This is a genomic window from Treponema zioleckii, assembly GCF_014737315.1.
In the GTDB taxonomy this organism is placed as follows: Bacteria; Spirochaetota; Spirochaetia; order Treponematales; family Treponemataceae; genus Treponema_D; species Treponema_D zioleckii.
This window is the reverse complement of sequence record NZ_JPUF01000050.1, coordinates 1-24287: the sequence shown is the minus strand read 5'-3', so window position 1 is coordinate 24287 and position 24287 is coordinate 1. Positions and strand designations below refer to the sequence as shown.

General features: G+C 43.5%; 22 protein-coding genes. 12 read left to right on the top strand and 10 right to left on the bottom strand.

Features of this window, described 5'->3' with window-relative positions; genetic code table 11:
* The first annotated feature begins 18 nt into the window (after window positions 1-18).
* The gene (locus JI65_RS17415) at window positions 19-2499 is read left to right on the top strand and encodes an SUMF1/EgtB/PvdO family nonheme iron enzyme (RefSeq protein WP_242457237.1); all 2481 of its coding nucleotides are present in this window, start codon (window positions 19-21) and stop codon (window positions 2497-2499) included.
* Window positions 2500-2759: 260 nt separating this feature from the next.
* On the opposite strand, the gene JI65_RS12400 is transcribed toward JI65_RS17415, so the two are convergent.
* A complete protein-coding gene (locus JI65_RS12400) occupies window positions 2760-3188 on the bottom strand; it encodes a 2-thiouracil desulfurase family protein (protein ID WP_191017101.1) in 429 nt (142 codons plus the stop codon).
* Window positions 3189-3431: 243 nt separating this feature from the next.
* On the opposite strand from JI65_RS12400, the gene JI65_RS12395 reads away from it, so the two are divergent.
* Complete coding sequence (locus JI65_RS12395) at window positions 3432-5282, top strand: M3 family oligoendopeptidase (protein ID WP_191017099.1); 1851 nt, start codon at window positions 3432-3434, stop codon at window positions 5280-5282.
* Window positions 5283-5622: 340 nt separating this feature from the next.
* Here the strand turns inward: JI65_RS12395 and JI65_RS12390 are convergent, their stop codons facing one another.
* The 4 genes from JI65_RS12390 to JI65_RS12375 form a co-directional block, all read right to left on the bottom strand.
* Entirely contained in the window at window positions 5623-5916 is a 294-nt protein-coding gene (locus JI65_RS12390; protein WP_191017097.1) for a hypothetical protein, read from the bottom strand.
* 112 nt (window positions 5917-6028) lie between these two features.
* Window positions 6029-7333 (bottom strand): NCS2 family permease, encoded by a 1305-nt coding sequence (locus JI65_RS12385; RefSeq protein WP_191017094.1) that lies wholly within the window; start codon window positions 7331-7333, stop codon window positions 6029-6031.
* Between the two features lie 146 nt (window positions 7334-7479).
* Window positions 7480-8172 (bottom strand): hypothetical protein, encoded by a 693-nt coding sequence (locus tag JI65_RS12380; protein ID WP_191017092.1) that lies wholly within the window; start codon window positions 8170-8172, stop codon window positions 7480-7482.
* Window positions 8173-8212: 40 nt separating this feature from the next.
* On the bottom strand, window positions 8213-9445 hold the full coding sequence (locus JI65_RS12375; protein ID WP_191017090.1) for a DUF8086 family protein: 1233 nt from the start codon (window positions 9443-9445) through the stop codon (window positions 8213-8215).
* Between the two features lie 192 nt (window positions 9446-9637).
* On the opposite strand from JI65_RS12375, the gene JI65_RS12370 reads away from it, so the two are divergent.
* Genes JI65_RS12370 through JI65_RS12355 form a run of 4 tightly spaced genes read left to right on the top strand, consistent with a single transcriptional unit; the run spans window position 9638 to window position 14555 of the window.
* Complete coding sequence (locus tag JI65_RS12370; protein WP_191017088.1) at window positions 9638-9991, top strand: metal-sensing transcriptional repressor; 354 nt, start codon at window positions 9638-9640, stop codon at window positions 9989-9991.
* A 53-nt stretch (window positions 9992-10044) separates the two neighbouring features.
* Window positions 10045-12630, top strand: a complete 2586-nt coding sequence (locus JI65_RS12365) for a heavy metal translocating P-type ATPase (RefSeq protein WP_191017086.1) — start codon at window positions 10045-10047, stop codon at window positions 12628-12630.
* Window positions 12631-12670: 40 nt separating this feature from the next.
* The gene (locus JI65_RS12360; protein WP_191017083.1) at window positions 12671-14056 is read left to right on the top strand and encodes an urease accessory protein UreH domain-containing protein; all 1386 of its coding nucleotides are present in this window, start codon (window positions 12671-12673) and stop codon (window positions 14054-14056) included.
* Window positions 14057-14081: 25 nt separating this feature from the next.
* Window positions 14082-14555 carry a Fe-S-containing protein gene (locus tag JI65_RS12355; RefSeq protein ID WP_191017080.1) on the top strand — a complete coding sequence of 158 codons (474 nt, stop codon included), beginning with the start codon at window positions 14082-14084 and terminating at the stop codon, window positions 14553-14555.
* Between the two features lie 664 nt (window positions 14556-15219).
* Here the strand turns inward: JI65_RS12355 and JI65_RS12350 are convergent.
* Together JI65_RS12350 and JI65_RS12345 are read right to left on the bottom strand one after the other, a co-directional pair.
* Window positions 15220-15759 (bottom strand): glutathione peroxidase, encoded by a 540-nt coding sequence (locus JI65_RS12350; protein ID WP_191017078.1) that lies wholly within the window; start codon window positions 15757-15759, stop codon window positions 15220-15222.
* A 10-nt stretch (window positions 15760-15769) separates the two neighbouring features.
* Complete coding sequence (locus tag JI65_RS12345) at window positions 15770-16177, bottom strand: flavodoxin family protein (RefSeq protein WP_191017076.1); 408 nt, start codon at window positions 16175-16177, stop codon at window positions 15770-15772.
* Window positions 16178-16339: 162 nt separating this feature from the next.
* On the opposite strand from JI65_RS12345, the gene JI65_RS12340 reads away from it, so the two are divergent.
* The gene (locus tag JI65_RS12340) at window positions 16340-16693 is read left to right on the top strand and encodes a hypothetical protein (protein ID WP_191017074.1); all 354 of its coding nucleotides are present in this window, start codon (window positions 16340-16342) and stop codon (window positions 16691-16693) included.
* A 119-nt stretch (window positions 16694-16812) separates the two neighbouring features.
* Here the strand turns inward: JI65_RS12340 and JI65_RS12335 are convergent, their stop codons facing one another.
* The 3 genes from JI65_RS12335 to JI65_RS12325 form a co-directional block, all read right to left on the bottom strand.
* On the bottom strand, window positions 16813-17955 hold the full coding sequence (locus tag JI65_RS12335) for an Mbeg1-like protein (protein WP_191017072.1): 1143 nt from the start codon (window positions 17953-17955) through the stop codon (window positions 16813-16815).
* Between the two features lie 196 nt (window positions 17956-18151).
* Window positions 18152-19783 carry a chaperonin GroEL gene (gene groL, locus JI65_RS12330; RefSeq protein WP_191017070.1) on the bottom strand — a complete coding sequence of 544 codons (1632 nt, stop codon included), beginning with the start codon at window positions 19781-19783 and terminating at the stop codon, window positions 18152-18154.
* A 130-nt stretch (window positions 19784-19913) separates the two neighbouring features.
* Window positions 19914-20390, bottom strand: a complete 477-nt coding sequence (locus JI65_RS12325; protein ID WP_191017067.1) for a hypothetical protein — start codon at window positions 20388-20390, stop codon at window positions 19914-19916.
* A 300-nt stretch (window positions 20391-20690) separates the two neighbouring features.
* Between JI65_RS12325 and JI65_RS12320 the strand changes: the two genes are divergently transcribed.
* The 5 genes from JI65_RS12320 (at window position 20691) to rnhA (ending at window position 23902) form a co-directional block, all read left to right on the top strand.
* Window positions 20691-20897 carry a hypothetical protein gene (locus JI65_RS12320; protein ID WP_191017065.1) on the top strand — a complete coding sequence of 69 codons (207 nt, stop codon included), beginning with the start codon at window positions 20691-20693 and terminating at the stop codon, window positions 20895-20897.
* Between the two features lie 193 nt (window positions 20898-21090).
* Window positions 21091-21321 (top strand): hypothetical protein, encoded by a 231-nt coding sequence (locus JI65_RS12315; RefSeq protein WP_191017062.1) that lies wholly within the window; start codon window positions 21091-21093, stop codon window positions 21319-21321.
* Window positions 21305-21934: a M15 family metallopeptidase gene (locus tag JI65_RS12310; RefSeq protein WP_191017060.1), complete on the top strand. Its 630-nt coding sequence runs from the start codon at window positions 21305-21307 to the stop codon at window positions 21932-21934. The genes JI65_RS12315 and JI65_RS12310 overlap by 17 nt, the downstream gene beginning before the upstream one ends.
* On the top strand, window positions 21927-23084 hold the full coding sequence (locus JI65_RS12305; RefSeq protein ID WP_191017057.1) for a hypothetical protein: 1158 nt from the start codon (window positions 21927-21929) through the stop codon (window positions 23082-23084). The genes JI65_RS12310 and JI65_RS12305 overlap by 8 nt, the downstream gene beginning before the upstream one ends.
* Before the next feature lie 5 nt (window positions 23085-23089).
* Window positions 23090-23902: a ribonuclease HI gene (rnhA, locus tag JI65_RS17680; protein ID WP_340138446.1), complete on the top strand. Its 813-nt coding sequence runs from the start codon at window positions 23090-23092 to the stop codon at window positions 23900-23902.
* The last annotated feature ends 385 nt before the right edge of the window (window positions 23903-24287 follow it).

Genomic DNA, 24287 nt, shown 5'->3' with positions numbered 1-24287 from the left:
TTCTGGTAAGGAGAAAAAATGATTTTATTAAAAAAAATTAGTATTGCTTTGGTTGTGATACTTTCTGCGGGCGTAGCATTAGCCACGGCGCAAGAAGCTCGCCTTGTTCAGGTTGAACTTCCTAAGACCGTGAACCTTTCCGAAATAGAGAAGGCATGGCTTCCGAATCAGATTCAGGGAAAAATAAAAGCGAACGCTCAGGAATACCTTGGAATGAGGATTTCTGTGGATTCCGGGGTAGAGGCGACCATAAAAAAATTGCAGCGCGAGAGCGAGAGTGCCGCCCGCGACGAGGCAACCGCAATCGAACAGGGGCAAATCGAGAGCGCAAAGTTCGCAATTCTTACGGATATTATAAAAACTGGCAAAGGATATTCTATAAGCGTAAATTTTACAGACCTTACGAGCGGTTCTCAAAAAAGCGTTGCCTCCAAGGAATACGCAGAGGTCGAGTATCTTTACGGCTCGGCAGGTGCCGTGGACGAAATCACGCTTTCCCTTGCGAACAAACTCGGAATTGAACTTTCAGACCTGCACAAAAGCCTTCTTACTTCCGGTTCGGCAGGTTTTACCGTTGACGAGCAGATGGCCCTCGCAAAGCAGAACGAAGAGAATCTGCAAAAAATGATGGCTCAGTATGACAAAGAACTTGCACGCCTGAATTCTGCGGTTGAAACCCTAAAGAAAATGCAGAATCAGTATGATGAGGATTTCTCTGCGACCGAAAACATCAAAAAAATCGAAGCGGAAAAGGCTCTTTTGGCAGAAAAACAGAGAGCCGAACAGAAACGTCAGCAGGAACTTGCTGAACAAAAGAGATGTGCCGACGAAGATAAAAAGCTTGAAGCGGAACGAAGCATTGCACTCAAAACGCAGCGAGACCTGCTTGCAAAAGACGCGGCTGCAAAGGCTGCAGAAGTCCGCAAATTAAAGATTGCCAAGCAAGGCGTTCTGGGGCAGATAAACATTATTGAATCCAAGAAAAAGGCTCTCGTAGAAATCCGAAACAGCGTTGAATCCCGTTCGCAGGAACTTTATGCACAGCTCGAAAAAGACCGCGCGAGCGAAGAAAAGAGAATCCGCAACAAAAAATACAGCACGGTTGAGCTTGAAAATGGACAACCGACAGAAGCTGCAAAAACTCGCCGTGAAAAGCTGGTTATCAAGAGTTACCAAGATTTGACGAACAAGTTTTTTGCAGACTGCGACGCGGTTAAAGCAAGCACACAGGCTCAGGACAGTGCGCTTTTGGCAGAAATCAGAACTGACCAAAAGTCTCTGACAAAAACTCGCACCGTTTCTTCGATGGGCGAAGAGCTAAAAGTGAGCTTCGGTACCTACGAAGGCAGTCAGAACGGCTGGAGAACATATCTTTCTTTGTATTCAGACGGAGTTCTGCTTTACACAGATAGCTTTATTGTTGGCTACGAGGCATTAAGCGGAAAGAAAGCTCCCGACATGGAAACGGAACTTGACGACAACGTAATCGAGGAGTACACAAACAACGTGGATATGTACAATTCACTTTTAACTCGTGGCGACCCGATTATTTACTTTGAAATAGATTACACGGCAACTGCCGAAGCCGATGACAAACCGAGCGAATACACTTTCAACTTTAACAAAATCCGCGTGATTAACACCGTGAGTGGAAAGACTGTGCAGACAACAACATTAAGCAAGACACAACCTAGAACAATGACTCCTGTACAGAATTTGCGGGAAATTACTGGAATTGTGGCAAGCGAAAAAGAAGATTTTGCGGCTTTGGAAGAAATTATTGCAAAAGGAAAGAGCCTTGCAGCAGCTAAAGAAGAGCGTGTTGAGAATCTTAACTTTATGAAAGCTGTTGCAGACCACTTTGATATGGTAGATATTCCAAATCAGAATTTCGCAATGTTAAAAACAGAAGTAACTCAAAAACTCTACACTGCCATTATGGGCGAAAATCCGAGCCACTTCAAAGGCGAAAACAATCCTGTGGAGGAAGTTTCTTGGTATGATGCGATATATTTTTGTAATAAGTTAAGCGAAAAGTGTGGAATGACGCCTGTCTATGCAGTTGACGGCAACACCGATGTTTCAACTTGGGGATATACACCTCATAAAGGTAATTCTATACGAGGTTCTGGCACACAGAACTCCGCTGCAAACGGATTTAGACTTCCTACGAACGATGAATGGGTGTATGCGGCAAAAGGCGGAGAGAATTACGAATATGCAGGAAGCAATAATGTTGATGATGTAGCTTGGTATGGCAGCAACAGCGGAGGAACAACACATTCCGTGGCACAGAAAAAGCCGAACGGTTACGGATTGTACGATATGAGCGGCAACGTCAGGGAATGGGTTTGGGATTCCAACAACGGCCGCGACCGTTGTAACCGCGGTGGCAGTTGGAACCTCGACGACTACGGCTGCCTGGTTAGCCTCAGGGGCAACAGCTATGCTTACGACCAGTACTACAATCTTGGCTTTCGCGTTGTGCGTTCCAAGTAGCGAGCTGTAGCGGTGGAAAGTCGGCGGAACGTAGGCGTTAAGCCGTAGTGTAGCAGACTTGGAACAGCGAAAGCGAGCGGAGCAGTTCTTGTGCACGAGGTTGTAAGGGGGAAAAATGGCTTTATTGACGCAATTTATGTCGTTCTTCGTCAGTCCGTTTAGCGAGCCGTCTGCTACTGCGGAGCTGAATAATTTTCAGCTTTCCGTTTTCCCGTGTCCCATCTCCGTTCATCCGTGTTCATCTGTGTCAAAATTGCCAGTCAACATTCACTTTCCCCACGGATTTCTATTTCGTTTGCTTCTAAAAGCCCGGCAGTGATTCCGTTGCCGTTAACCAGCGTTCTTGTGAACGAGCCGTCGTAAATGTGACCGTGACCGCAGGATGGTGAGTTTTCTTTTAAAATCGCCTTTTTGGCGTTAAAAATCTTTGCGAGCTTTAAAACTTCATTTGCGCCGCGCTCGTAAAATTCGGTCTTGTCTTCACCCGCTTTCGTCACGACCCTGCCGTTTTTTATTTCGCACGGAGGTCTCGGAGTTGCAAGACCTCCAAAAATCTCCGGGCACACTGGAATCAGATTGTATTTTTCTTTTAAGTCCAAAACACTTTTACATGGCTTTGGGCAACCGTCATATCTGCATGCAACGCCCAAAAGGCACGCGCTTACAAGAACATTTTCTTTTTCATTCATGCTTTTATTTTATAGATAACGCGTTTTTTGAAAAACTGTTTTCTATCATTCTCTGCATGTTATTCCGAAGGGAAATGTGTCATTCCGAACTTGATTCGGAATCTCCGCATACAGTTTTGGTGCAGGGATGCTGAAACGAGTTCAGCATGACTCACACCTTATGGCAGAAAACTGAAAACTTCTTTTCCACGACTGTAAAAATAACGGCTGGAACAAATCGACTATCGGGGTATAATAGGCATTATGAGCAATAATAAAATTCCACGATGGAACTTGGATTCCATTTTTTCTTCTATTAATTCGCCTGAATACAAAAAGGCAATCGACGATTACACGAACGGAATGCAGACTCTCGAAGAGCTTCTTCAGTCCGCAAAAACATTCATCAAAACTCACTCGGAGAATTTTGATTTTCCGGCTTGGCTTTCGGGATATTTGAAGGCTGACGACAAGGTTCAGACGCTTGCGGGAACTCTCAACGCCTATGCGTACATCATTTATTCCGTGGACACGACCAACACTGATTTTTTGAACAATATTTCAAAAATCGAGGAAATCGGGCTTCGCTACAATCAAATCGACATTGAATTCTCCCAAGTTCTTCTGATGAATTCAAAATATCTTGATGATTTTTACAAGAGATTCCCGGAATTTGCAGAATACAAATATCTTCTTGAAGAGACTCTTGAAGACACGAAGCATCAAATGTCCGCCCAGGAAGAGAATCTTGCGAGCGATTTGCAGAGAACTGGCGGCGATGCTTGGGACCGCTTGCACGAGCAGATTATTTCGAACTTGAAGGACGAAAACGGAAAGACTTTCAACGAGATTCGGAACGAGGCTTATTCTGCCGACGCGAACGTTCGAAAATCCGCATGGCAAAAAGAAATCGCGCTCTTAAAGCAGAACGAGATTGCGATTGCGGCCTGCCTTAACAACTTGAAGGGCGAGACTGTAACGCTGAACAAACGCCGAAAGTGGCAGAACGCAATTGACCGCGCTTTGGCTTCTTCTCGCCTTTCAAAAAAGACTTTGGACGCGCTGATTGGCGCAATCGAAGATTCTCTTCCGGCCTGGAGAAAATATTTCCAGCTCAAAGCTAAGTATCTTCGCGAAAACAAATTGACGGCGAGCGAGACTGCCGGCACGAACGGAAAGGGAATCGCTTTTTACGACTTGTTTGCTCCGATGGCAAACGCGAACGAATCCGACAAGAATTCTCTCCTTTCAAAAAATTGGACTTTTGACGAGGCTCGTGATTACATAATCGAGCGTTACAACTCATTCTCAAAGCCGATGGGCGAGTTTGCGCGAAATGCGTTCGACAAAAACTGGATTGACGCGGAAGTTCGGCCTGGAAAAGTTGGTGGTGCCTACGACGAGGATTTTGCGATTAATAACGAGAGCCGAATCCTTTCGAATTTTACGGGCGCGTTCAGCGACATTATTACGCTGGCACATGAACTTGGTCACGCGTACCATTTTTCTTGCATGAAAGGTAAGCCGGCGGCATTCTACAGTTACCCGATGACTTTGGCAGAAACTGCGTCAACTTTTGCTGAGACAATCGTAAAGCAGGATATGATGAGCAAATGCAGCGGAAGCGAAAAACTTCAGATTCTTGATTTGGATTTGCAGGATACGAGCCAGACTCTCGTAGACATTTTGAGCAGGTTCTATTTTGAGAGAAGCGTTTTTGAAGCCCGAAAAGACGGTGAGCTTTCGGCTGAGGATTTTAATAATCTGATGAAAAAAGCTCAGGCTGATTCTTACGGTGATGGTTTGAATGACGAGCGTCATGAATATTTGTGGGCTGTAAAAAGTCACTATTATTCAACGGCTCTGGATTTTTACAACTTCCCGTATGCGTTCGGAACCCTTTTTGGTGCGGGGCTTTACTCGATTTACAAAAAAGAAGGAAAGTCTTTTGCCGACCGTTATGCGGAACTTTTGAGCCATACCGGAAGTATGAGCTGCGAGGAACTGTGCAAGCAGGCTGGTTTTGATATTACGACGAAAGATTTCTGGAAGAGCGGAATTGAAATGTACACGAAAGAAATCGAAGAATTTGAAAAGCTCGTAAACAGCAATTAAAAAACTTTTCACTTTTTGCGGGAAGGCTTGCGCACAAAGTTGGCTTAGCCCCGATTGGAGGGGCGGCGAAAGCCGTTGCACAGCAATGGAGTGCGCAAGCACGTACCCCAAACGAGCGCGACAACGAAAGCGCTCGTTTGGGGAATGCAAGGTGATAAAAGGCGCTGGCACGCCCCATGCTTGTTCGGCAGGGGGCATTCGGCTCCAGAATAAAATTAAATTGATTAGTTAGCTTCGAGAGTTATTGTAGCACTGTTGTTGTTGAAGAGATTTTCATTTTTAGCTACAAAAGTATAAGTTCCAGCTGGTATTGAACCTATTGTAATAGTTCCATCTGAATTTATTTATCTGATTTGTAAAGCTCTTCTCCTTTAGAGTTTTTTATAAAGTAAGTTAAATAACCATCGGCATTTGATACTTTGAATTTCAAATTTTCAGATTTCAAGAGTGTAAACGTTCCAATTGTCGTTTCGCTTTTCTTTGTCACAGAAACGCTCTTGTTGTTCAAAATCGTTCCGAGCTTCCAGACGGCGTACAATGTTAGGTCTTCGTCAGACGAACAAGAGCTAAAAAATGCCATGCCCGTTAAAGAGAGCAAGGCAACCATAAAGAACAGGATTTTTGCTTTTTTCATATAGTTCTCCTAAAAAAAGATGTTATCACTATACAAAAAAAACTTGTTATACAAGTGCAAAAAAAATGGCTGAATTCAAGATGAATCCAGCCAATATAAGGTTCTAACGGTGTTATTTTACTGCTTCAAAAACAAAGTCAAGCAGGAATATGACTGCCAAAATCCACGTTACTAAAGGAATGTCTTTTATTTTTCGGGCAAAGATTTTGCAAAGCACGAACGAGATGATTCCCAAAGAGATTCCTTTTGAAATTGAATATGAGAATGGCATTGCCATAATCGTGATGAATGACGGGATTCCTTCTGACAAATCTTTAAAATCGATTCCAGAAACGCTGCTCATCATCAAAAAGCCAACGAAAATCAGCGCAGGCGCGGTTGCGGCCATTGGAATCAAGGCGAACAACGGGCTTAGGAACAGGGCAACGATAAACAAAAATGCCGTAACAACGGATGCAAGTCCTGTTCGGGCACCGGCGGCAACTCCCGAAGAACTTTCAACAAAACTTGTAACGGTTGAAGTTCCCAAACATGCTCCCGCAACTGTTCCAACTGCGTCAGCCAAAAGCGCGCCCTTTGCGTTAATCATATTTCCGTTTTTGTCTTTTAGATTTGCCTGTTCGGTAACTCCCAAAAGAGTTCCAACTGTGTCGAACAAATCCGTAAAAAGGAATGTAAAGAAAACTATAAAAAATTTGATTGTAAGAACGCTGCCCCATTCAAAATGAAACAAAGCCGGAGCTTCTGGAATAGAAATAGGCTTGAATGATTCAGGAATTTTAGTAACGCCGAACGGAATTCCGATTACTGTTGTGATACAAATTCCGAGCAGGATTGCGCCAGGAATCTTTAGAACGTAAAGAGCGATTGTTATGACAAGTCCCAGAATCGCGACGAGTGCTGTCGGATTTTCTGGGCTAAAATTTACGAACGCGAGAGGTGTTGAGCCTGGAGTTACAACGATTCCTGCGTTTACAAGTCCAATCAACGTAACGAACAGACCTATTCCGACTGCAACGGCTTTTCGCAGGCTCTCTGGAATTGATTTTATAATCGCCTCGCGGATTCCAAAGACAGAAAGCAAAATGAACAGCAAACCTTCCAAGAGAACTGCCGTCAGCGCGAATGCAGGTGTGCACTTCATTGTAAGAACGACTGTGTAGGTAAAGAACGCGTTAAGTCCCAATCCAGGTGCAAGAGCCACCGGCAAATTCGCCACGAATGCCATTACCAAAGTTCCAATGCAGGCAGAAACTGCCGTCGCCGTAAAAACTGAGCCCCAAGAAAGTCCTGATTTTGAAAGAATGTCAGGATTAAGAGCTAGGATGTAGCTCATAGCAAGGAAGGTCGTAATACCGCCTGCAATTTCTCGTGAAACCGTAGTTTTTCGAGCCTTCAAATCAAACAACTTGTCCATAAAAAGACCGCCTTCAAAAATTTTCTAAGCATAAAATACACTGTTTTGAAAAATTTTTCAACGATATGCAGTATTCACAGATTTTTGCAAGCAAAAAGAAAAAAGTTCAAATATCCGCAAAAAAATACAGAATATGCAAAATTGCTCTAAAAGCAGAGTTTTGCCGCGAATGAAAAAATCATGCCGTCAAGACCGTTTTGCGAGAGAATCGAAGAAAGCGGAATGTAAGCCCTAAAGTCACAACCGATTTTTAGCGCATCGGTTATTTTATAAAGGTAACAAAGATTCAACTGCGGATAGAAAAAATTCAAGTTTGACCAAAACCAGCTGTTAATTGAAGAAACGTCGTCGCCAGCGGTAGAACCGTCAGTCGTGCCGGGGTCGGAAGAATCAACGTCGCCGGCGAGAAAGGCAAAACGCGCAAGGATTCCGGCTCCGCCCGACGCGAGCAAAGTGTGCTTTCCAAATTCGAAGCGTCTTCCTGCCGTCAAGTCGAGCATAAAAGACAACACGCTTGCAGTACGATTTTCAATTTCCGCAGGCTGAGCATTTTCGCCGTCAAAAAGATAATAGTTCGTAAAAAAAGAAAGACGAGATTCTGCAAAAAAATCATCGTAAAAATAAAAATCCGCGCCTCCGCCAAAAGAGTACAGAATTGGGGATGGCGCGCCATTGGACGTGTTGTCAGTGTTCAGCATTAAAAGAGGGCCGAAGGTTAAAAAAATCGAATGGTTCTTTTGCTCGGCGACGGACTCTGAATCCTGTGCGCTCACTTTTCCGAAGAAAAAAATCAACGCAAAAACAGAAAAAATCAATTTTCTTAAAGAATTCAAAGCCATCGATTTACCGTCCTGTCCCCGTCCTAAAACGTTCTAAAAATTACTGTTTGAGACTTTCTACATCAACGGACTTCGGATAAAAAAGTTCGCCCATATCAACAACCAAGAATCCGCTTCGGCCTGTTTTGTAGAAACTGCTTTCTTCCCAGCTTACGACAAGATAATCGCCAGAAATCACAAAGTCGCCGTAATAATAATTTTCCGGTAATTTTGGAAGTCGCATTGCAATCGTCTTTCCGTTGTTTATGAGAGGCCTGTTTTCCAACGCGCCGCAAAAATATGTTGTTCCGTCAGAAAAAACAGAAGCAATCCATGCCTCGGTCATTATAGCACAGCCTTGCGTAAGAGTTGGTGAATTCGCATTTCCGTTTACAAAAATGTGCGGTGACTCTCCGCCGGCAACGTGGCAAACAACAAAAAACGCGAATGAATCAGGAATTGAAGAAAGAAGATTTTTTAGGCGGTTAGGCGCGCTTGAAAAAGGTTCGTGCATATTCGCTTTGCGATAAATTCCTTCCGTGCTTTCCTCAATAAAGATTTTTCCGTTTTTGGTCTGGGCCGGCATTCCTGCAAGATTGCCGTTCGGCCGCCACTGAATATATTTAAAGCTTGTTCTGTTCTCAGTTGATTTTTTGAGGGACGCAAGCCATTCTGAACCGTTAAAATACATTCCGGAAACTTCGGTGTCATCCTCAAGATTCAAATCGCCATAAGTAACTACAGGATAAAGCATTTTGTTTTCCGGTGAGATTCGAACGAGATAAGGCCGGTTCGAACCGATTGAGCCAGCTTCTTCAAAAGCCTGTTTTTCAGCTTCCACAGGATTTTCCGAAACAGAATAAACAGCAGTCTTGTTGAATTTATTGAAGAATGAATTTCTTGAAAGCGTAAAATATGCTCCGCCCTTGTCAAAGACAAGATTTGAAGATGTCGCAGTCGAAAAAAGTTGATAATCCTGAATCAGGACTGGCACTTCTCCTCCGTCAAAAACCAAAATTCCCAAATGATTTACGACGAAATATCCACGACCGTCAGTTCCGCCGTTTCCGTCGCTGATTCGAACGCTTTCGGTCCACGGTCTAAACGGCTGAACGGGTGCGTTCTGCGGTAACGAAGTTTCTGTAAAACTGTTATTTGCAAAAGCAAACCATTTATGGTCAGAGCTAGTCTGCTCAATTTCTACCGTCTCAATTTTTTCAGGTTCTTTTTTGCACGAAAAAAAAGCAAGGCTTGTAAAACCAGATACAAAAAGAATTACTTTAGACAATTTCATGTTTTGATTTTCGGAAATTTAGCAAAAAAATTAAGAGTTTATTGATTGAATAACAGATTGCAAAATCCTCTTTTCGATTTTCCGATATTTGTAAATTTTTGTTCTGGTGCTTGACAGATACCTAGAGAGGGTATATATATTACAAACGAAAATATTTATACCTTGTAGGGGTATCTTTTTGGGAGGCACTTTATGAAAGAGAATCAAGATATAGACTGTTGCAGTGAGAAAAACGAGGAAGAAGAGCCGACATGCCCGCACTGCTCAGGAAAGCACAAGGTTCGGGACGAAGCGGAGTTCAAGACGCTCATGAACCGCCTCAAGAGGATTGAGGGGCAAGTCCGCGGTGTTGAGGGAATGCTTGAGAACAACGCGTACTGCACTGACATTTTGATGCAGGTTTCTGCGATTACGAGCGCGCTCAACAGCTTCAACAAGGCTTTGCTCGCAAATCACATGAAAACGTGCGTTGCCGATGGAATCCGAAACGGCGACGAGAGCGTAATCGATGAGTTTGTCGTTACGCTTCAAAAACTGATGAAGTAATCGATAAACCAAAACGCAGAAAACAACGCAAAAAAAACTTTGGAGAATATTTTATGGAACATTATATTGTTACCGGGATGACCTGTGCTGCCTGCCAGTCAAGAGTCGAAAAGGCTGTCAGCGCAGTCGCGGGCGTTGAGTCTTGTGCTGTAAATTTACTTACAAATTCCATGGGAATTACAGGAAAAGCAAATCCTTCTGAAATCATAAATGCCGTTGAAAAGGCGGGCTATGGCGCGAGTTTGAAAAACACTGGCGCGGAAAAGAGTGCGTCTGGCGGAACATCGGCCTACGAAGATGAATTAAAAGATACCGAGACTCCAAAAATGAAAAAGCGCCTTGTCGCCTCTCTCGTTCTTCTGCTTCCGCTTTTGTATGTCTCGATGGGACACATGCTCTGGAACTGGACTCTTCCGCCCTTCCTTGACGGAAATCATGTGGCGATGGGCTTGTATGAGCTTTTGCTCTCCGCCTTCATCATGGTGATAAACCAGAAGTTTTTTGTGAGCGGCTTCAAGGCTCTTTTTCACAAATCGCCGAATATGGACAGCCTTGTCGCTCTTGGCTCTGGCGCGGCGTTTGTCTACAGCGTGATTGCGCTTTTTTTGATGAGCGGCGCGGTTTTGGCGGGCGACGAGGAAAAAATCAAATATCTGATGAATCAGTTTTATTTTGAGTCTGCCGCCACGATTCTCACGCTCATCACTGTGGGAAAAATGCTTGAGGCAAAATCAAAGGGAAAGACGACTGACGCTCTAAAGTCGTTGATGAAGATGGCGCCGAAAACTGCCGTGATTGTGGAGGGCGACGGGGAAGCGCGAACAGAGAAGACCGTGCCGATTGAGCAGGTGAAAAAGGGAGACCGCTTTGCGGTGCGCCCGGGCGAGAGCATTCCTGTTGACGGAATTATCATCGAGGGCGAGAGCGCCGTCAACGAAGCCGCGCTCACTGGTGAAAGCGTTCCTGTTGAAAAAGCTGTGGGAAGCACAGTTTCGGCGGCGACGATAAACACTTCGGGCTTTTTGGTTTGCGAGGCAACGAGAGTCGGCGAGGACACGACGCTTTCGGGGATTATCCGCATGGTAAGCGATGCCGCCGCCACAAAAGCACCGATTGCAAAAATCGCTGACAAGGTTTCTGCCGTTTTTGTCCCTGCCGTCATTTTGATTGCGCTCGTGACTTTTGCCGTCTGGCTTTTAGTCGGCGAGAGCGTCGGATATGCCGTTGCGCGTGCGGTTTCAGTCCTTGTCATCAGCTGTCCGTGTGCGCTCGGTCTTGCGACTCCTGTTGCAATCATGGTCGGAAGCGGCATGGGCGCAAAGTCCGGCATTTTGTTCAAGACGGCTGCCGCTCAGGAAATGGCTGGAAAAACGCAGATTGTCGCTTTGGACAAAACGGGCACGGTCACGACTGGAATCATGCAGGTTACAGATGTCATTGTAGCGGAAGGCGTGGCGGAAAGTGATTTGCTTGAAAATGCCTACGCGTTGGAAGCGAAGAGCGAGCACCCGATTTCAAAGGCGATTGTCGAATATGCTGAGAAAAAACAGATTAGACTTCCTGAAACGAGCGAGTTTGAAATCAAGGCAGGAAACGGGCTTTGTGCCAAACTCGACGGAAAAACAATCATCGGCGGAAACGCAAGATATATCGAATCTGTCGTAAACGAGATTCCGAATCAAGTTCGGAATGACAATTATCGGACAGAGCTTGAAAAACTTGCTTCCCAGGGAAAAACGCCGGTTCTTTTCGCGCGCGACAAGACTTTGCTCGGAATAATTGCCGTCGCGGACACAATCAAAGAGGATTCCGCAAAGGCAATCAGCGAACTGAAAAACATGGGAATCCACACGGTGCTTTTGACTGGCGACAATGAAATCACAGCGCGCGCGATTGCCGCTCAAGCTGGCGTTGACGAGATTGTGGCGGGAGTTTTGCCCGACGGAAAAGAAGCCGTAATCAGAAAACTTATGGAAAGCGGAAAAGTTGCCATGGTGGGCGACGGAATCAACGACGCGCCGTCATTGACACGCGCTGACCTTGGAATCGCAATCGGAGCGGGAACGGACATCGCAATAGACGCCGCCGATGTGGTTTTGATGAAGGGAAGCCTTCTTGACGTGAGCGGAGCAATTAGGCTTTCGCGCGCTGTCATCAAGAATATCCACGAAAACTTGTTCTGGGCATTTTTCTACAACGTGATTGGAATTCCGCTCGCTGCCGGCTGTTATGTTGCGGCTTTCGGCTGGAGCTTGAACCCGATTTTCGGCGCGGCGGCGATGGGGCTTTCAAGTTTCTGCGTCGTGTCGAATGCCCTGCGTCTTAACTTCTTGAAGAGTCACGATTCAAGGAGGGACAAAAAAGTGAAGAATCCCGTTTTGGGAAATCTTATATCAAATGCTGGTCAAGAAAAGGCTGGCAAGGAGAAATCTATGAAAATTTCTGTAAAAGGAATGATGTGCGGACACTGCGAAAAGCATGTAAAAGAAGCGCTCGAAGCAATCGAGGGAATCACAAGCGCGACAGCCTCTCACGAGAAGGCGGAGGTCGCAATCGAAACTTCAAAAGAAGTCGATGAGAGCGCGATTAAAGCCGCTGTTGAAAAAGCTGGCTACGAGTACAAAGGTGTGATTGCGTAATCATTCTGGTCGAAAAGGGAAGTGAAGCATGGGCGAGAAAATGATTCATGAAATTCTTTCAATTGAAGGAATGACTTGTATCAATTGTCAGAACAGAATTGAGGGAAGACTCAAAAATACAAAAGGCATTTCTTTTGCCCGTGTTTCCTTTCAGGAATCAAAGGCGGAAATCACTTTCGATAAATCTCTCATCTCGCATGAAAAAATCGTTCTGATAATTCGGGAGCTTGGTTATGATGCGAAAGACGAGAATCAAAAAACGGCCGTCAAATGGATAAAAAATGCCGGAATCATCGCATTGATTGTCGTTTTGTACATTCTGCTCCAAGAGTTCGGCATATTGAACATGCTCGTTCCCTCTGAACTTGCGGACTCAAAAATGGGCTATGGCGCGCTTTTTGTCGTCGGCTTGCTCACTTCCGTTCACTGCATCGCGATGTGCGGAGGAATCAACCTTTCACAAAGCATTCCGTCTTCTGACTCTGAAAAATCCAAATCAAAATTGATGACCGCGCCGCTTCTGTATAACGCAGGTCGGGTCATTTCATACACAACCGCGGGCTTTTTGCTCGGCGGACTTGGCATGATTCTAAGCGGTGGCTCTGGAAAGGGTGTTCCCCTTGTGGTTCAGGGACTGTTGAAAATTGCGGCGGGAGTTTTCATGGTCATAATGGGGTCGAATATGCTTGGACTTTCTGCATGGCTCAGAAAATTCCATCTTGCGCTTCCAAAAAAAGCCGTTCAAAAAATCTCCAAAATCAGCTTGAAGCAAAAACGCCCTTTTGTCATCGGACTTTTGAATGTCTTTATGCCCTGCGGCCCCATGCAGTCCATGCAGATTGTCGCGCTTGGTTCCGGGAATCCGCTTGCGGGCGCGCTTTCAATGCTCATGTTCAGTCTTGGCACTCTTCCGCTAATGCTTGGGCTTGGAAGTTTTGTTGCGGCCCTCGGAAAAAAATATGCAAGGGCTGTTGTGTGCGCAGGCTCTGTTCTTCTTGTCGTTCTAGGTCTTGCGATGTTCACGCAGGGAACGAATCTTGCAGGAATCAATTTGAATCCGTTTTCAAGTTTTCCGAAAAAAAATGCGGTGTCCAGTCAAATTGAACAAACAGACGCCATGCTTGATAAAGCCGTAATTTCAAAAGACGGAAGCGTGCAGTATGTAGAAAGCGAGCTGGATTTTGGAAATTATCCCGAAATCACGGTTTACGAGGGTATTCCTGTAAAGTGGACGCTTCTCGTTTCGGAAGAAGTGATTAACGGCTGCAATTACAAAATGATACTCAATGACTACGGAATCATTCATGAATTCACTCCCGGCGAGAATGTTATAGAATTTACGCCCAAAAAAGAGGGCAGTGGATTCTACACATGCTGGATGGGAATGATTTATGGAAAAATAAATGTTCTTTCTTCAAAAAACTAATCAAAAAATCTACAATGGAGGAAAAATGAAGAAAAATAAAATCGCACGATTATTTGCATCGGTTTTTGTCGTGCTGGCTTTGCCAGTGTTCGTGGCCTCGGCTTCGGCAAAGTTCATTACACCAGTGGTAAAAGACGGGAAAATAACCATCAGCAAAGCTGAGCTTTCAAATCATCCGCTTTATGTGAATTACGATTCAAACGGCATTGCTGTTCAGTTGATTGCGGTAAAAGCGTCCGACAATTCTGCACGGGTTTCTCTGAACACCTGTCAATCCTGCAATCCGTCCCCTCGGGCATATTTTTTGGAAAAAAACGGTCGCCTTGTCTGCCAGAACTGCGGAAACGTTTTTAAGATGGACAGCGTTGGAACGCCGTCATTTGGATGCAACCCGATGAGCATTCCCTACGAGGTTTCAGGCAATTCCGTAACGGTAAAAACGAGCGATTTGGATTCTTTTGCAGGAAAGTTCAAAAACTGGAAAGGTCCTGTGAAATAAAAGGCTCTGTCTGTAAAAACGGTTGATTTGGCTTTTGCATACTGAACCTGATTCAGCATCCATGTATGTAGCGTACGTGATTCCGAAACAAGCTTTTTTACGAAAGACGGTCAGAATGGCACGAAACGCAGTTCGTGCCGCGGGCAAGTTCAGACGCAGATGCACGGTGATGCACACAGATGGGACACGGATGAATGAGGATAAATGAAATCTGCCGAGGAAAACTTTGCATTCCTATCTTTTTCATATCTGTTACCAATCTGTGTTTATCTGCGTCGAAAAACTGAAAGTTAGTCATTCTGAGTGTTCCACTTTGTCATGCCAAGTGCCCACCCCTGTCATGTCGAGCGCCCAACCCTGTCATGTCGAGCGAAGTCGAGACATCTACTGTTCCCAGAAAATAGCGGAGTGGAGAAAACTATCGCTTGTAGACCTCTCGACTACGCTCGAGGTGACAAAAACGGTCATTCAGACTACGTTCTGGTTGGTATTACAGTGTCATTCCTGTTTTTTATTATCTGTGACTAATCTGTGTCCATCCGTGTTCATCTGCGGTGAAAACTTCAAGTCGTCATTCCGAAACTTGTTTAAATAAAAAAAAGTGGTGCACGCCAACTTTAGTGTTTTGTGTGCATCACCTTTATTCACTGTATACGTATTCACTCTACAAGAGAGCTTTTATGCATTCTTCAACCTTGCTCATGTCGGCAGTTGGCTCAAATCGTGCAACAACGTTTCCCTGTCGGTCAATAATGAATTTTGTAAAATTCCATTTGATGTCAGGTTTTTTGTACCAGTCAGGATCAGCTTTTGCAAACATCTCCTCAAGAAGTTTTTTGAGTTCATGTTCGTCAAAGCCTTCAAAACCTTTCTGAGATTTTAAGTACGTGTACAACGGAAGTTCGTTTTCTCCGTTAACATCAGCTTTTTTCATCTGTGGGAAAGTTGTGTTAAAGTGAATTTTGCAGAACTCATGGATTTCTGCGTCGGTTCCAGGAGCCTGTCTGCCAAACTGGTTGCACGGAATATCAAGAATCTCAAGTCCTTTTTCGTGATAATCCTTGTACAACTGCTCTATTGGAGCATACTGAGGAGTAAAACCGCAACCTGTCGCGGTGTTTACAACCATAATTACCTTTCCTTTGAATTCAGAAAGATTCAAAGTCTCGCCAATTCCTGTTGTTACTGAATAATCGTAAATCATCTTTTGCCTCCTACTTATATTGTCTTGCAAATTCAATTGCTGCTTTTATGTCATTTTCATTCGGTCGTCCTTTATGGAGCGCCTTAAATTCACCTTTGCAGTGAAATTCCTTTTCGTCAAGCTCTATGCCAACCTTCTGCGCTTCGGCTTTTACTTTTTTGTACGTAGAATTAAGAAGTGCCGCCGACCCAAAGTTAACGATTTTTCCAACTTTGTCTTTAGAAAGCGTTTGTATAAAATTACGCACCTCTGCATCGATGGTAAAAGCGTAGAATGAATTTCCGAGAAACAAATAATCAACTGGTTCTGTTACTGGTTCGCTAAGCGGCAGTGCCTGAACTCCCAGTTCATTTGCAATGGCTTCTGCGAGCTTTTTAGTGTTCCCTGTCTTCGTATAAAATCGAACAGCAAACTTCATGTTGTCCTCCTATGTTTTATATTTAACTAAATTGTATTGTATACAATATAAAATGTCTAGCATTTATTCTCAAAAACTTTAGAAAAATCTGAATATTCTCTTGAATTTTATTGAAATTGAGTTAAATTTAAAGATAGCTTTTTTTTTAAGGAGATTTCAATTATGAAAAAAATTTTTGCATTCGCCTTGGCAGCTGCATTCGCATTGCCAACATTTGCATTTACTTTAAAAGTCGGTGATGAAGCTGGCTTTGCACCGCGCAAAACTTCTCCAAACGGAGTCGTAACAAAAGTTGCCCCAACTGGAAATGGCGTATTCGAGTTTTCTGTAGCTTCCGATGATTACACATATTCATACATCGTTTCTGAGGGAACGGAGTTCAAAGCCTTCGGAAAACCAAATACAAAAGCAAAGTCAAACGTTGCAAAGACTTTCAAAGTAAAGTCTGTAGAAAACAATGCAATTGAACTTGAAGAAATTGTAAAACGAGCTTCATCTGTTGAAGACGCAAAATAATACGGGACTCTAAAAACATTCGATTTTTTTTAGTTTTTAGAGACGGCTGTTGCCTGAGAAGATTTGAATCCTTGCAGTCAATTTTTCTCAGGCTTATTTTTTGTACCTCGAAAAATTTTTTAGCTTTCCGGGGTTTCTTTTTTATGTTTGAGCTGAAGGCTCGGATTAAAATCCTGACTCATAAAAGTCGCGCCTGCCTCTTTTAAAAATTTCCGGGCCGTGTCCCAGACGGATTTTTTTATGACGGAATCATTTTCGTCAAACGCGCGGATTGTTTTTATAAAATTACGAAACCCGTTTTCTGCAAAAGAAGAAAAATCTTTGACTTCGGAAGATTCCAAGGCCGAAAATAACGTTTCGACGAATTCGGCACGCTTTTGGACCGAAAGTTTTTCGAACCAAGAGTTAAAGGTTTTATAGAAAAAGATACTGCCTTTGTTGAGTTTTTTCTGAATCTCAAAATGTCCGCCCAAAATTTGCCAGGCGAACGGGTCATGCTGCATTAAAAATTTCTCTGAATTCTTGACGACTTCAAATTTTTCAAAATGATGAAAAAGCATTCCCACAATCGAAAAATCTGGATAAAACGATTTGACTTTGGGCTTTATCCGCAAAAAACACTCTTTTTGAAGGTCATTCTGAATGAATCCAGGTCCGTCAAAATTGTAAACGACTTCTATTTCGGACGGATTTGAAAAATGCGCCGCCGAATAAATCGCAAGATTTCCACCCTTCGAGTGACCGCCTAGCGAAAATGCTGAATTTCCGAACGATGCTTTTAGTTTTTCAAGATAGGCCACGGCATCTTTCTGTGCCGGAACGGCTTCGTCAAATGCAAGATTAAAATCCTCTTTCCAGCCAACAATCGTGTCGTCGGTGCCACGAAAAACCACAAAAAGGCGATTTCCAAAACTCACGGTAATAGCGCAAAACTGCTCCGAAAGCTCGCGGCTGTAAACATTTTTATATCCGCAAAGTCGCACGTTCGCGAACCGCTCAGATTCTCCAACTCTAAAAAGCAAGTCGATTGTCTTTGCGTTGATTACAAGGCCGAGGTAAGAACGTTTTTTAAAATCCTTGTCTTCCCGAAATTTTCTAACGAGATGATGAAGGGAAATCGACTTGTCGAATGAGTCTGGAATCAAGCCGTCAAAATTCGCATAGGAAAGCTGACAAAAAATCAGCGCATCAACGTCATTGAAAGGCGATGCAGAAAAAGAAAGGTCTCCTCGCCAGTTCAGATAATCAAAGAAATCCGCCATAAAATTGATTATAAATCAACTGCAGTGAAAATTCCGCAGAATAGTTTTGCTAAAACGCATTTTTAGCCAATAAAAAACGCCAACCAAGCAAAATGCCCGGATGGCGTTCATATTCAATTAAAAATTACCTGTCATTCAGAACTCGACCGCTTACGTTATCTCGGTCGTCTTGTTTCAGCGTGACAGTTATTTTAAATTAGTAGTCCATTCCCATGCCTGGGTTTGGAGCTGCTGCAGGAGCCGGTGGCTCAGGAATGTCTGTGATTGCGCATTCTGTTGTAAGGAGCATTCCTGCAACAGAAGCTGCATTCTGCAATGCTGAGCGAGTTACCTTTGCAGGGTCAATGATTCCGTCTTCCATCATGTCAACCCATTTTCCTGTGCGTGCATTGTAACCAGTGCCCTTTTTCTCGTTCTTTGCGCGTTCAGCGATAACTGCACCGTCAACACCTGCGTTCTCAGCAATCTGGCGGATTGGCTCTTCGAGTGCACGACGAACGATTTTGTATCCAACTTTCTCATCGTCAGAAAGGTCTTTAGCAGCCTCGTCTGTCAAAACAGAAGCTGCCTGGAGCAATGCGATTCCGCCACCAGGAACGATTCCTTCTTCGAGAGCTGCGCGAGTTGCGGCAAGAGTGTCCTCAACGCGGAACTTCTTTTCTTTCATTTCTGTTTCTGTGATTGCACCAATGTTGATTACTGCAACACCGCCAGAAAGTTTTGCAAGACGCTCCTTGAGCTTCTCTTTGTCGTAATCAGATGTTGATTTTTCAACCTGAGCTTTGATTTCTGCAACGCGGTCAGCGATAGCTTTCTTGTCTCCGGCACCGTCAACCAAAGTTGTGTTGTCTTTGTCGATTTTTACAGATTTAACCTGTCCGAGCTGAGCAAGCTCTGTTGTCTCAAGTTTCAAGCCCAATTCTTCGCTGATTACAGTACCGCCAGTCAAAACGGCGATGTCCTGAAGCATTTCCTTTCGGCGGTCACCGAATCCAGGAGCTTTTACAGCACAGCATTTGAGAGTTCCGCGGATTGAGTTCAAAACGAGAGTTGCCAAAGCCTCGCCGTCCATATCCTCACAAATGATTACGAGAGGTTTTCCGGTCTGGGCTACTTTCTCAAGCAATGGAAGAAGGTCTTTCATCGTAGAGATTTTTTTGTCGTGAATCAAAACGAAAGCGTCATTGTAGTTAACTTCCATGCGCTCGCGGTCTGTTACAAAGTAAGAAGAAATGTATCCACGGTCAAACTGCATACCTTCAACAGTCTTAACAGTTGTGTCCATGTTCTTTGATTCTTCAACAGTGATTACGCCGTCTTTTCCAACCTTCTCGATTGCGTCTGCGAGAATTTTACCGATTTCTGGGTCGTTGTTTGCAGAAACTGTTGCAACGTGAGTAATATCCTCACTGCCTTTAACGGCACGGCTTGTATTTTTGATTTCGGCAACGGCTACAGCAACAGCCTTGTCGATACCGCGTTTGATTTCGATTGGAGTCATTCCAGCAGAAACGGCTTTGAGTCCCTCACGAACGATTGCGTAAGCGAGAACTGTAGCAGTAGTTGTACCGTCTCCCGCAACATCATTTGTCTTTGAGGCAACTTCACGCACAAGCTGTGCGCCCATATTTTCGTAAGGGTCTTTAAGCTCAACTTCTTTTGCTACAGAAACACCGTCTTTAGTGATTGTCGGTGCACCAAATTTTTTGTCGAGCATAACAAGGCGACCGCAAGGTCCGAGCGTAACTTTTACGGCGCGAGCAATCTGCTCAACACCACTAAGCATCTTTTTGCGAGCTTCTTCATTAAAAATAAGCTGTTTAGCCATTTTCTATATCTCCTATACCAATGATGATTTTATTCAAAAAAGAACCGATGAGATTGGCTCATTGGTTTCATAGTAAAACATAATAACAAAATATAGAAAACGGCAAGATTTTTTTTTAGATTTTTTTGGTCTATTTTTCTGTTTTTTGCAGGTTGATTTTTACGGCAAACTTCTGGTTTTCAGAAGGCTTTTCTGCCGTAAAGTCCATTTTTATGTTGGTGCGTTTTTTGTTTATTTCAAGGTAAGGATTTCCTGAAACAGTAATTTCCTGCTCGCTCGCAGCCGAGGCAATTTTTTCCACATCCGAAGTTAGAGAAATAAGTTTTCTTACAAATTCATTGAACAAAATCTCATCGGAACTTTCTTCGCCGTCGGTAATCATTCTAATAGAAAAAAGTCCGTCTTTGTCCACTGTGCCCATGCCTTCGCTCTTCCAGCTGTTCTGGGCATCACTCTGAACGTCTATAAAAATGCTCCAGTTTCCGGCAAACTCCATGCTAACGACGTTCTCCGGGTCCAGACGGCTATATTCCTCGCCGCCGCACGAAAGAAACAGAACAAGCGTAAGAATCAAAGTGGCAAGAGTAAAGAAAGCTTTTTTCATCATCAATTTAAAATCCCCTTTTTTAAAATCACTTTTTGCAGCTCCAATATTATAGAAGATTATTTTTTCTTTTGAACAAAAAAATCATGGATTATTTTAGAAAGTCATCGTTTTTTTTATTTTGGTCAAATTTTAGTGGATTTTTTGGAGATTCTGTCTTATCGTTATGTTATGGGAACCTCGAAAATCTTTGTTAGTTTTTCGTAAGTTTTCTTATAAGGTTCTCTGAAAACATTTTTTTAGTTTTTAGAAACAACCCGCCGAATCCAAAAAGTCACAAAATTCACTTACAAGGACTTAATTATGCCAGAAGAACCAATCGCTATATCTCAGGATGAACTTGACAGGCTTTTATCGGGATTCAATTTGGAGCCAGAAAAATACACCGAGTACACAAAAGACGACCTGTCGTCAAAATATCGCACATTGCTCAACGAGAATCTTGAAGCAGACTGCTCAAATCCTAAGGTTGCAATTTCCCAGCAAGAACTCGACAGACTCTTTTCTTAATTCACAACTTTTTGACGCAGATAGGATGCGGGTATATTTAAAACATAACTCCATAAAAATCTGCGACAAATCTGTGCCCATCTGTGTTTATCTGCATTTAAAATCTGAAAACTGACTTACACTTTCTTCGGAATCTTCCATAATCTTATTTTTAATGATATTTTTTCGTTAGCAAATTTGATGGGGGATTCAAATGAAAAAAATAATTCTGACTTTTATGGCGGCACTTTTAGTTTCTGCGGCGTTCGCTCAAAATTCAGCAAATCCAAAAGCCGAAAATACGGAAACTCAGGCTCAGACGCAGGAATCAGAAGATTTTGCGAGAATTGACCGAGTTCTGAAAAAAATGTCGGCTCGCGCGCAAAAAGAAATAAAAATACACAGACAAAAAAGCTTTTCTTGCAGATTTGAACAACGTTCTTGAAGAAGAAAAAAAATTCAGCAAAGATGATGTAAGTCTCTACTATTTAATAGATAAAAAACATAACATCGGTGAAAAATACGTTCCGACCGGGCTCGTAAAGCTCGTAAAAAATGACTTGTACCGAATCAGCAGGAACGATCTTTCGCTCCGGCCTGACGTAGAAAAAGCTTTGCAGACGATGGCGGAAGCTTACAAAAAAGAGACGGGCGACACGCTCCTCGTAATTTCAACTTATCGCTCATACCAGTACCAGAAAAATCTCTTTCAAAAATGGGTCGCAATTGACGGACTTGCCGAGGCTGAGCGAGAAAGCGCGCGTGAAGGAACAAGCCAGCATCAGTTGGGCTCGGCAATTGACTTTTGCGAGCTTACGAACAATTTTGTGAACAAACCGATGGGAAAATGGCTTAACACTCATTCCGAAGAATACGGCTGGTCGCTCTCGTTCCCAAAAGCTTACGAAGATATTACGGGCTACCGCTGGGAATGCTGGCATTTTAGATACATCGGAATTCCTGCCTGCCAGCTTCAAAAAAAATACTTTTTGGACGTTCAGCAGTACATGCTTGAATTCATTGACTTTTGGAAACAGGATTTGAAAAATAATGAATAAAAAAAATGTTCTCAATCGGATTCTTCTTCTGCTTGCCACCTGCATGTTTTTTTTTGGCTGCGCATCGGTAAGCTCTTCTGACGGCACTGTCGCCGAAGGCTTTCTTGCGGATGGAGCATATTTTTATGAGTTTGAGCGAATAACCGAACTCGTTCAGTCGGAGACGCTTTACAAAGCTTCGGGCGTGGACTATTCGCTTCTTCAAGTTGAAAACGCAAGCGACGAGGCTATTTTTGTAAAGGAAAATTCCTTTTTGGAACCAGAATTTTTCGAAGATTTGGCGTTAAAAATCGATAGCAAAGGAAATATTTTTTCGCCGACAAATCCAACCGTTAGCGGAAAATATTCTGATGACGATGGGGCTGTGCTTTGGAGCGGAATTTTTAGTCAGCGCGGGCAAAACGTGATGATTATTGAGGAAGGCTTTCTCGTAAAAGTGGAGCAGGAATATTCCGCGCCAAAATCTCTCGAAGGTAAATACGAGATTTCGTACAACGGCGAAAAGTTCGACCTGCTTTTTAAAGACGGTATCGCATTCTCAAATGAACTCGGAATGTTCATAGTCGGAAGCGAAGGCGGTTTTTCATCCTCGTACAAGGTAAAAATCGAACGCGTTACCGACAAAACAAAGGACACTTACATTCCAAAAAACTCTTTTACGCACGGTAAGCTAAAAGAAGACGGCACAATCGAAATAGAAATCTCAAACGCTTACACAAAAATAAATCTTTCAGGAAAGAAAATTCTAGACGCGGATATTTCAGGCGAGGATTCAGCACAAGGAAGTTCTCTCAAAAAATTGCGGGCAATTGTGAGCCAGTCAAAAGACAAAAAAGCCACAACCGAAGAAGGAAAACCTGAATGGTTCAACGAAAAAACTTCTTTTGACGGAAAAAAACTTACGGTCTCTGCAAAAGGCAACGCGAAAGACAAAAAAACTGCCGCAAAAATCGCTGAATACACGGCTGCGGCCCAGCTTGCGGCACAAAAAACAATCAATGTGCGAAAGTCAAAACAGAATGAAGAAAAGTCGCTTCTGGAAGTTTTTAGAAGCCAGATTCTGAACGAGGAAAGCTATAAAACCGAGAATTTTTTTGCGGACAAAGCCACGAAGACTTTTTATATTTCGATTTCAGCAGCGGCGAGGTAAAAATTATGCAGATTGATTTTTCAAAAATCCCAGAATTAGATTTGTCGACAGCCGGAGCCGAAGTTCACGGAAAAATGTTCAAGGACGGACAAAACTCTGCTTCAATTTTGAGGCTTTCCCCAAAAAACAGTTTTGAAAACGTGCAGGACAACGAAGTTTCCTTCGTTTACGTTATTTCGGGTTTTGGCAAAGTTGTTTGCAACAGCGTTGAGGAAGAACTAAAGCCAGGAATTCTGCATTACAGAAAGCAGGGCGAAAAAACTTCAATTCAAAACAGCGGCGAAACCGATTTAATTCTGCTTGCAATAACGAATACGATTTCCGAACCGAAAGCAAAAATAACTTCAGCAGCGCAAGACGCGCCAAAAAGCGACAAAGTTATAGTCTACACCGACGGCGGCTGCCACGGAAACCCAGGGCCTGGCGGCTGGGGCACGGTGATTCTTGCCGACGGCGAAGTGCGGGAACTTAGCGGCGGAGAAAAGCAGACCACGAACAACCGCATGGAACTTACGGCGGCAATCAGCGCGCTCACCGCAATTTTTAACACGGAACGGCTAAAATCCCGACAAATAGAAGTTTTTATTGACAGCCAGTACGTTAAAAATGGCATTACCAGCTGGATAAAGGGCTGGAAGAAAAACGGTTGGCTCACCACTGCAAAAAAGCCTGTTCTCAACCGGGAGCTTTGGGAATCTTTGGATTTTGTGGTTTCCCGCCTTAACGTAAAATGGAATTGGGTAAAAGGTCATGCGGGAATCGAGTACAACGAAATTTGCGACCAGCTATGCCAGAAAGAAATAGCAAAGTTTGAATAAAGCAATTTCAAAAATCAGACTCATCATGCGGAACTTGCCTGTGTAAAAAAATTGTCTGCACTACCGTAAAAATCAGGGGCGTCCGCTTCGGCGTTTCATAAAAATGACGACGACCGTAATAGGTATCCGACTCCCTTCGGTCGCGAACGGTCGAAATCATTTTTCTGCCCCGCCTACGCTACCGCTCCAGATTTTTGGTCAGTTTTTTACAATTCAAAATTACAAAAAAAATCTGTGTCCTATCTGCGTCCATCTGCGTTTATCTGTGTCTAAAAATTGCCGATTATTATCACTGTAAACCGCTTGCGGTGGTTGAGCGTAGTCGAAACCTCCTTCAGAATGGCTCCATGACTTGCGCATTATAAACTTGCCTGTGTAAAAAAAA

Coding starts and splice junctions, on each gene's coding strand:
- JI65_RS12375 (WP_191017090.1), bottom strand. CDS start 9,445: ATGAAATTGTCTAAAGTAATTCTTTTTGTATCTGGTTTTACAAGCCTT.
- JI65_RS12315 (WP_191017062.1), top strand. CDS start 21,091: ATGAAAAAAATAATTCTGACTTTTATGGCGGCACTTTTAGTTTCTGCG.
- JI65_RS12325 (WP_191017067.1), bottom strand. CDS start 20,390: ATGATGAAAAAAGCTTTCTTTACTCTTGCCACTTTGATTCTTACGCTT.
- JI65_RS12385 (WP_191017094.1), bottom strand. CDS start 7,333: ATGGACAAGTTGTTTGATTTGAAGGCTCGAAAAACTACGGTTTCACGA.
- JI65_RS12395 (WP_191017099.1), top strand. CDS start 3,432: ATGAGCAATAATAAAATTCCACGATGGAACTTGGATTCCATTTTTTCT.
- JI65_RS12345 (WP_191017076.1), bottom strand. CDS start 16,177: ATGAAGTTTGCTGTTCGATTTTATACGAAGACAGGGAACACTAAAAAG.
- JI65_RS17415 (WP_242457237.1), top strand. CDS start 19: ATGATTTTATTAAAAAAAATTAGTATTGCTTTGGTTGTGATACTTTCT.
- groL (WP_191017070.1), bottom strand. CDS start 19,783: ATGGCTAAACAGCTTATTTTTAATGAAGAAGCTCGCAAAAAGATGCTT.
- JI65_RS12335 (WP_191017072.1), bottom strand. CDS start 17,955: ATGGCGGATTTCTTTGATTATCTGAACTGGCGAGGAGACCTTTCTTTT.
- JI65_RS12305 (WP_191017057.1), top strand. CDS start 21,927: ATGAATAAAAAAAATGTTCTCAATCGGATTCTTCTTCTGCTTGCCACC.
- JI65_RS12400 (WP_191017101.1), bottom strand. CDS start 3,188: ATGAATGAAAAAGAAAATGTTCTTGTAAGCGCGTGCCTTTTGGGCGTT.
- JI65_RS12320 (WP_191017065.1), top strand. CDS start 20,691: ATGCCAGAAGAACCAATCGCTATATCTCAGGATGAACTTGACAGGCTT.
- JI65_RS12340 (WP_191017074.1), top strand. CDS start 16,340: ATGAAAAAAATTTTTGCATTCGCCTTGGCAGCTGCATTCGCATTGCCA.
- JI65_RS12350 (WP_191017078.1), bottom strand. CDS start 15,759: ATGATTTACGATTATTCAGTAACAACAGGAATTGGCGAGACTTTGAAT.
- rnhA (WP_340138446.1), top strand. CDS start 23,090: ATGCAGATTGATTTTTCAAAAATCCCAGAATTAGATTTGTCGACAGCC.
- JI65_RS12355 (WP_191017080.1), top strand. CDS start 14,082: ATGAAGAAAAATAAAATCGCACGATTATTTGCATCGGTTTTTGTCGTG.
- JI65_RS12360 (WP_191017083.1), top strand. CDS start 12,671: ATGATTCATGAAATTCTTTCAATTGAAGGAATGACTTGTATCAATTGT.
- JI65_RS12390 (WP_191017097.1), bottom strand. CDS start 5,916: ATGAAAAAAGCAAAAATCCTGTTCTTTATGGTTGCCTTGCTCTCTTTA.
- JI65_RS12370 (WP_191017088.1), top strand. CDS start 9,638: ATGAAAGAGAATCAAGATATAGACTGTTGCAGTGAGAAAAACGAGGAA.
- JI65_RS12380 (WP_191017092.1), bottom strand. CDS start 8,172: ATGGCTTTGAATTCTTTAAGAAAATTGATTTTTTCTGTTTTTGCGTTG.
- JI65_RS12365 (WP_191017086.1), top strand. CDS start 10,045: ATGGAACATTATATTGTTACCGGGATGACCTGTGCTGCCTGCCAGTCA.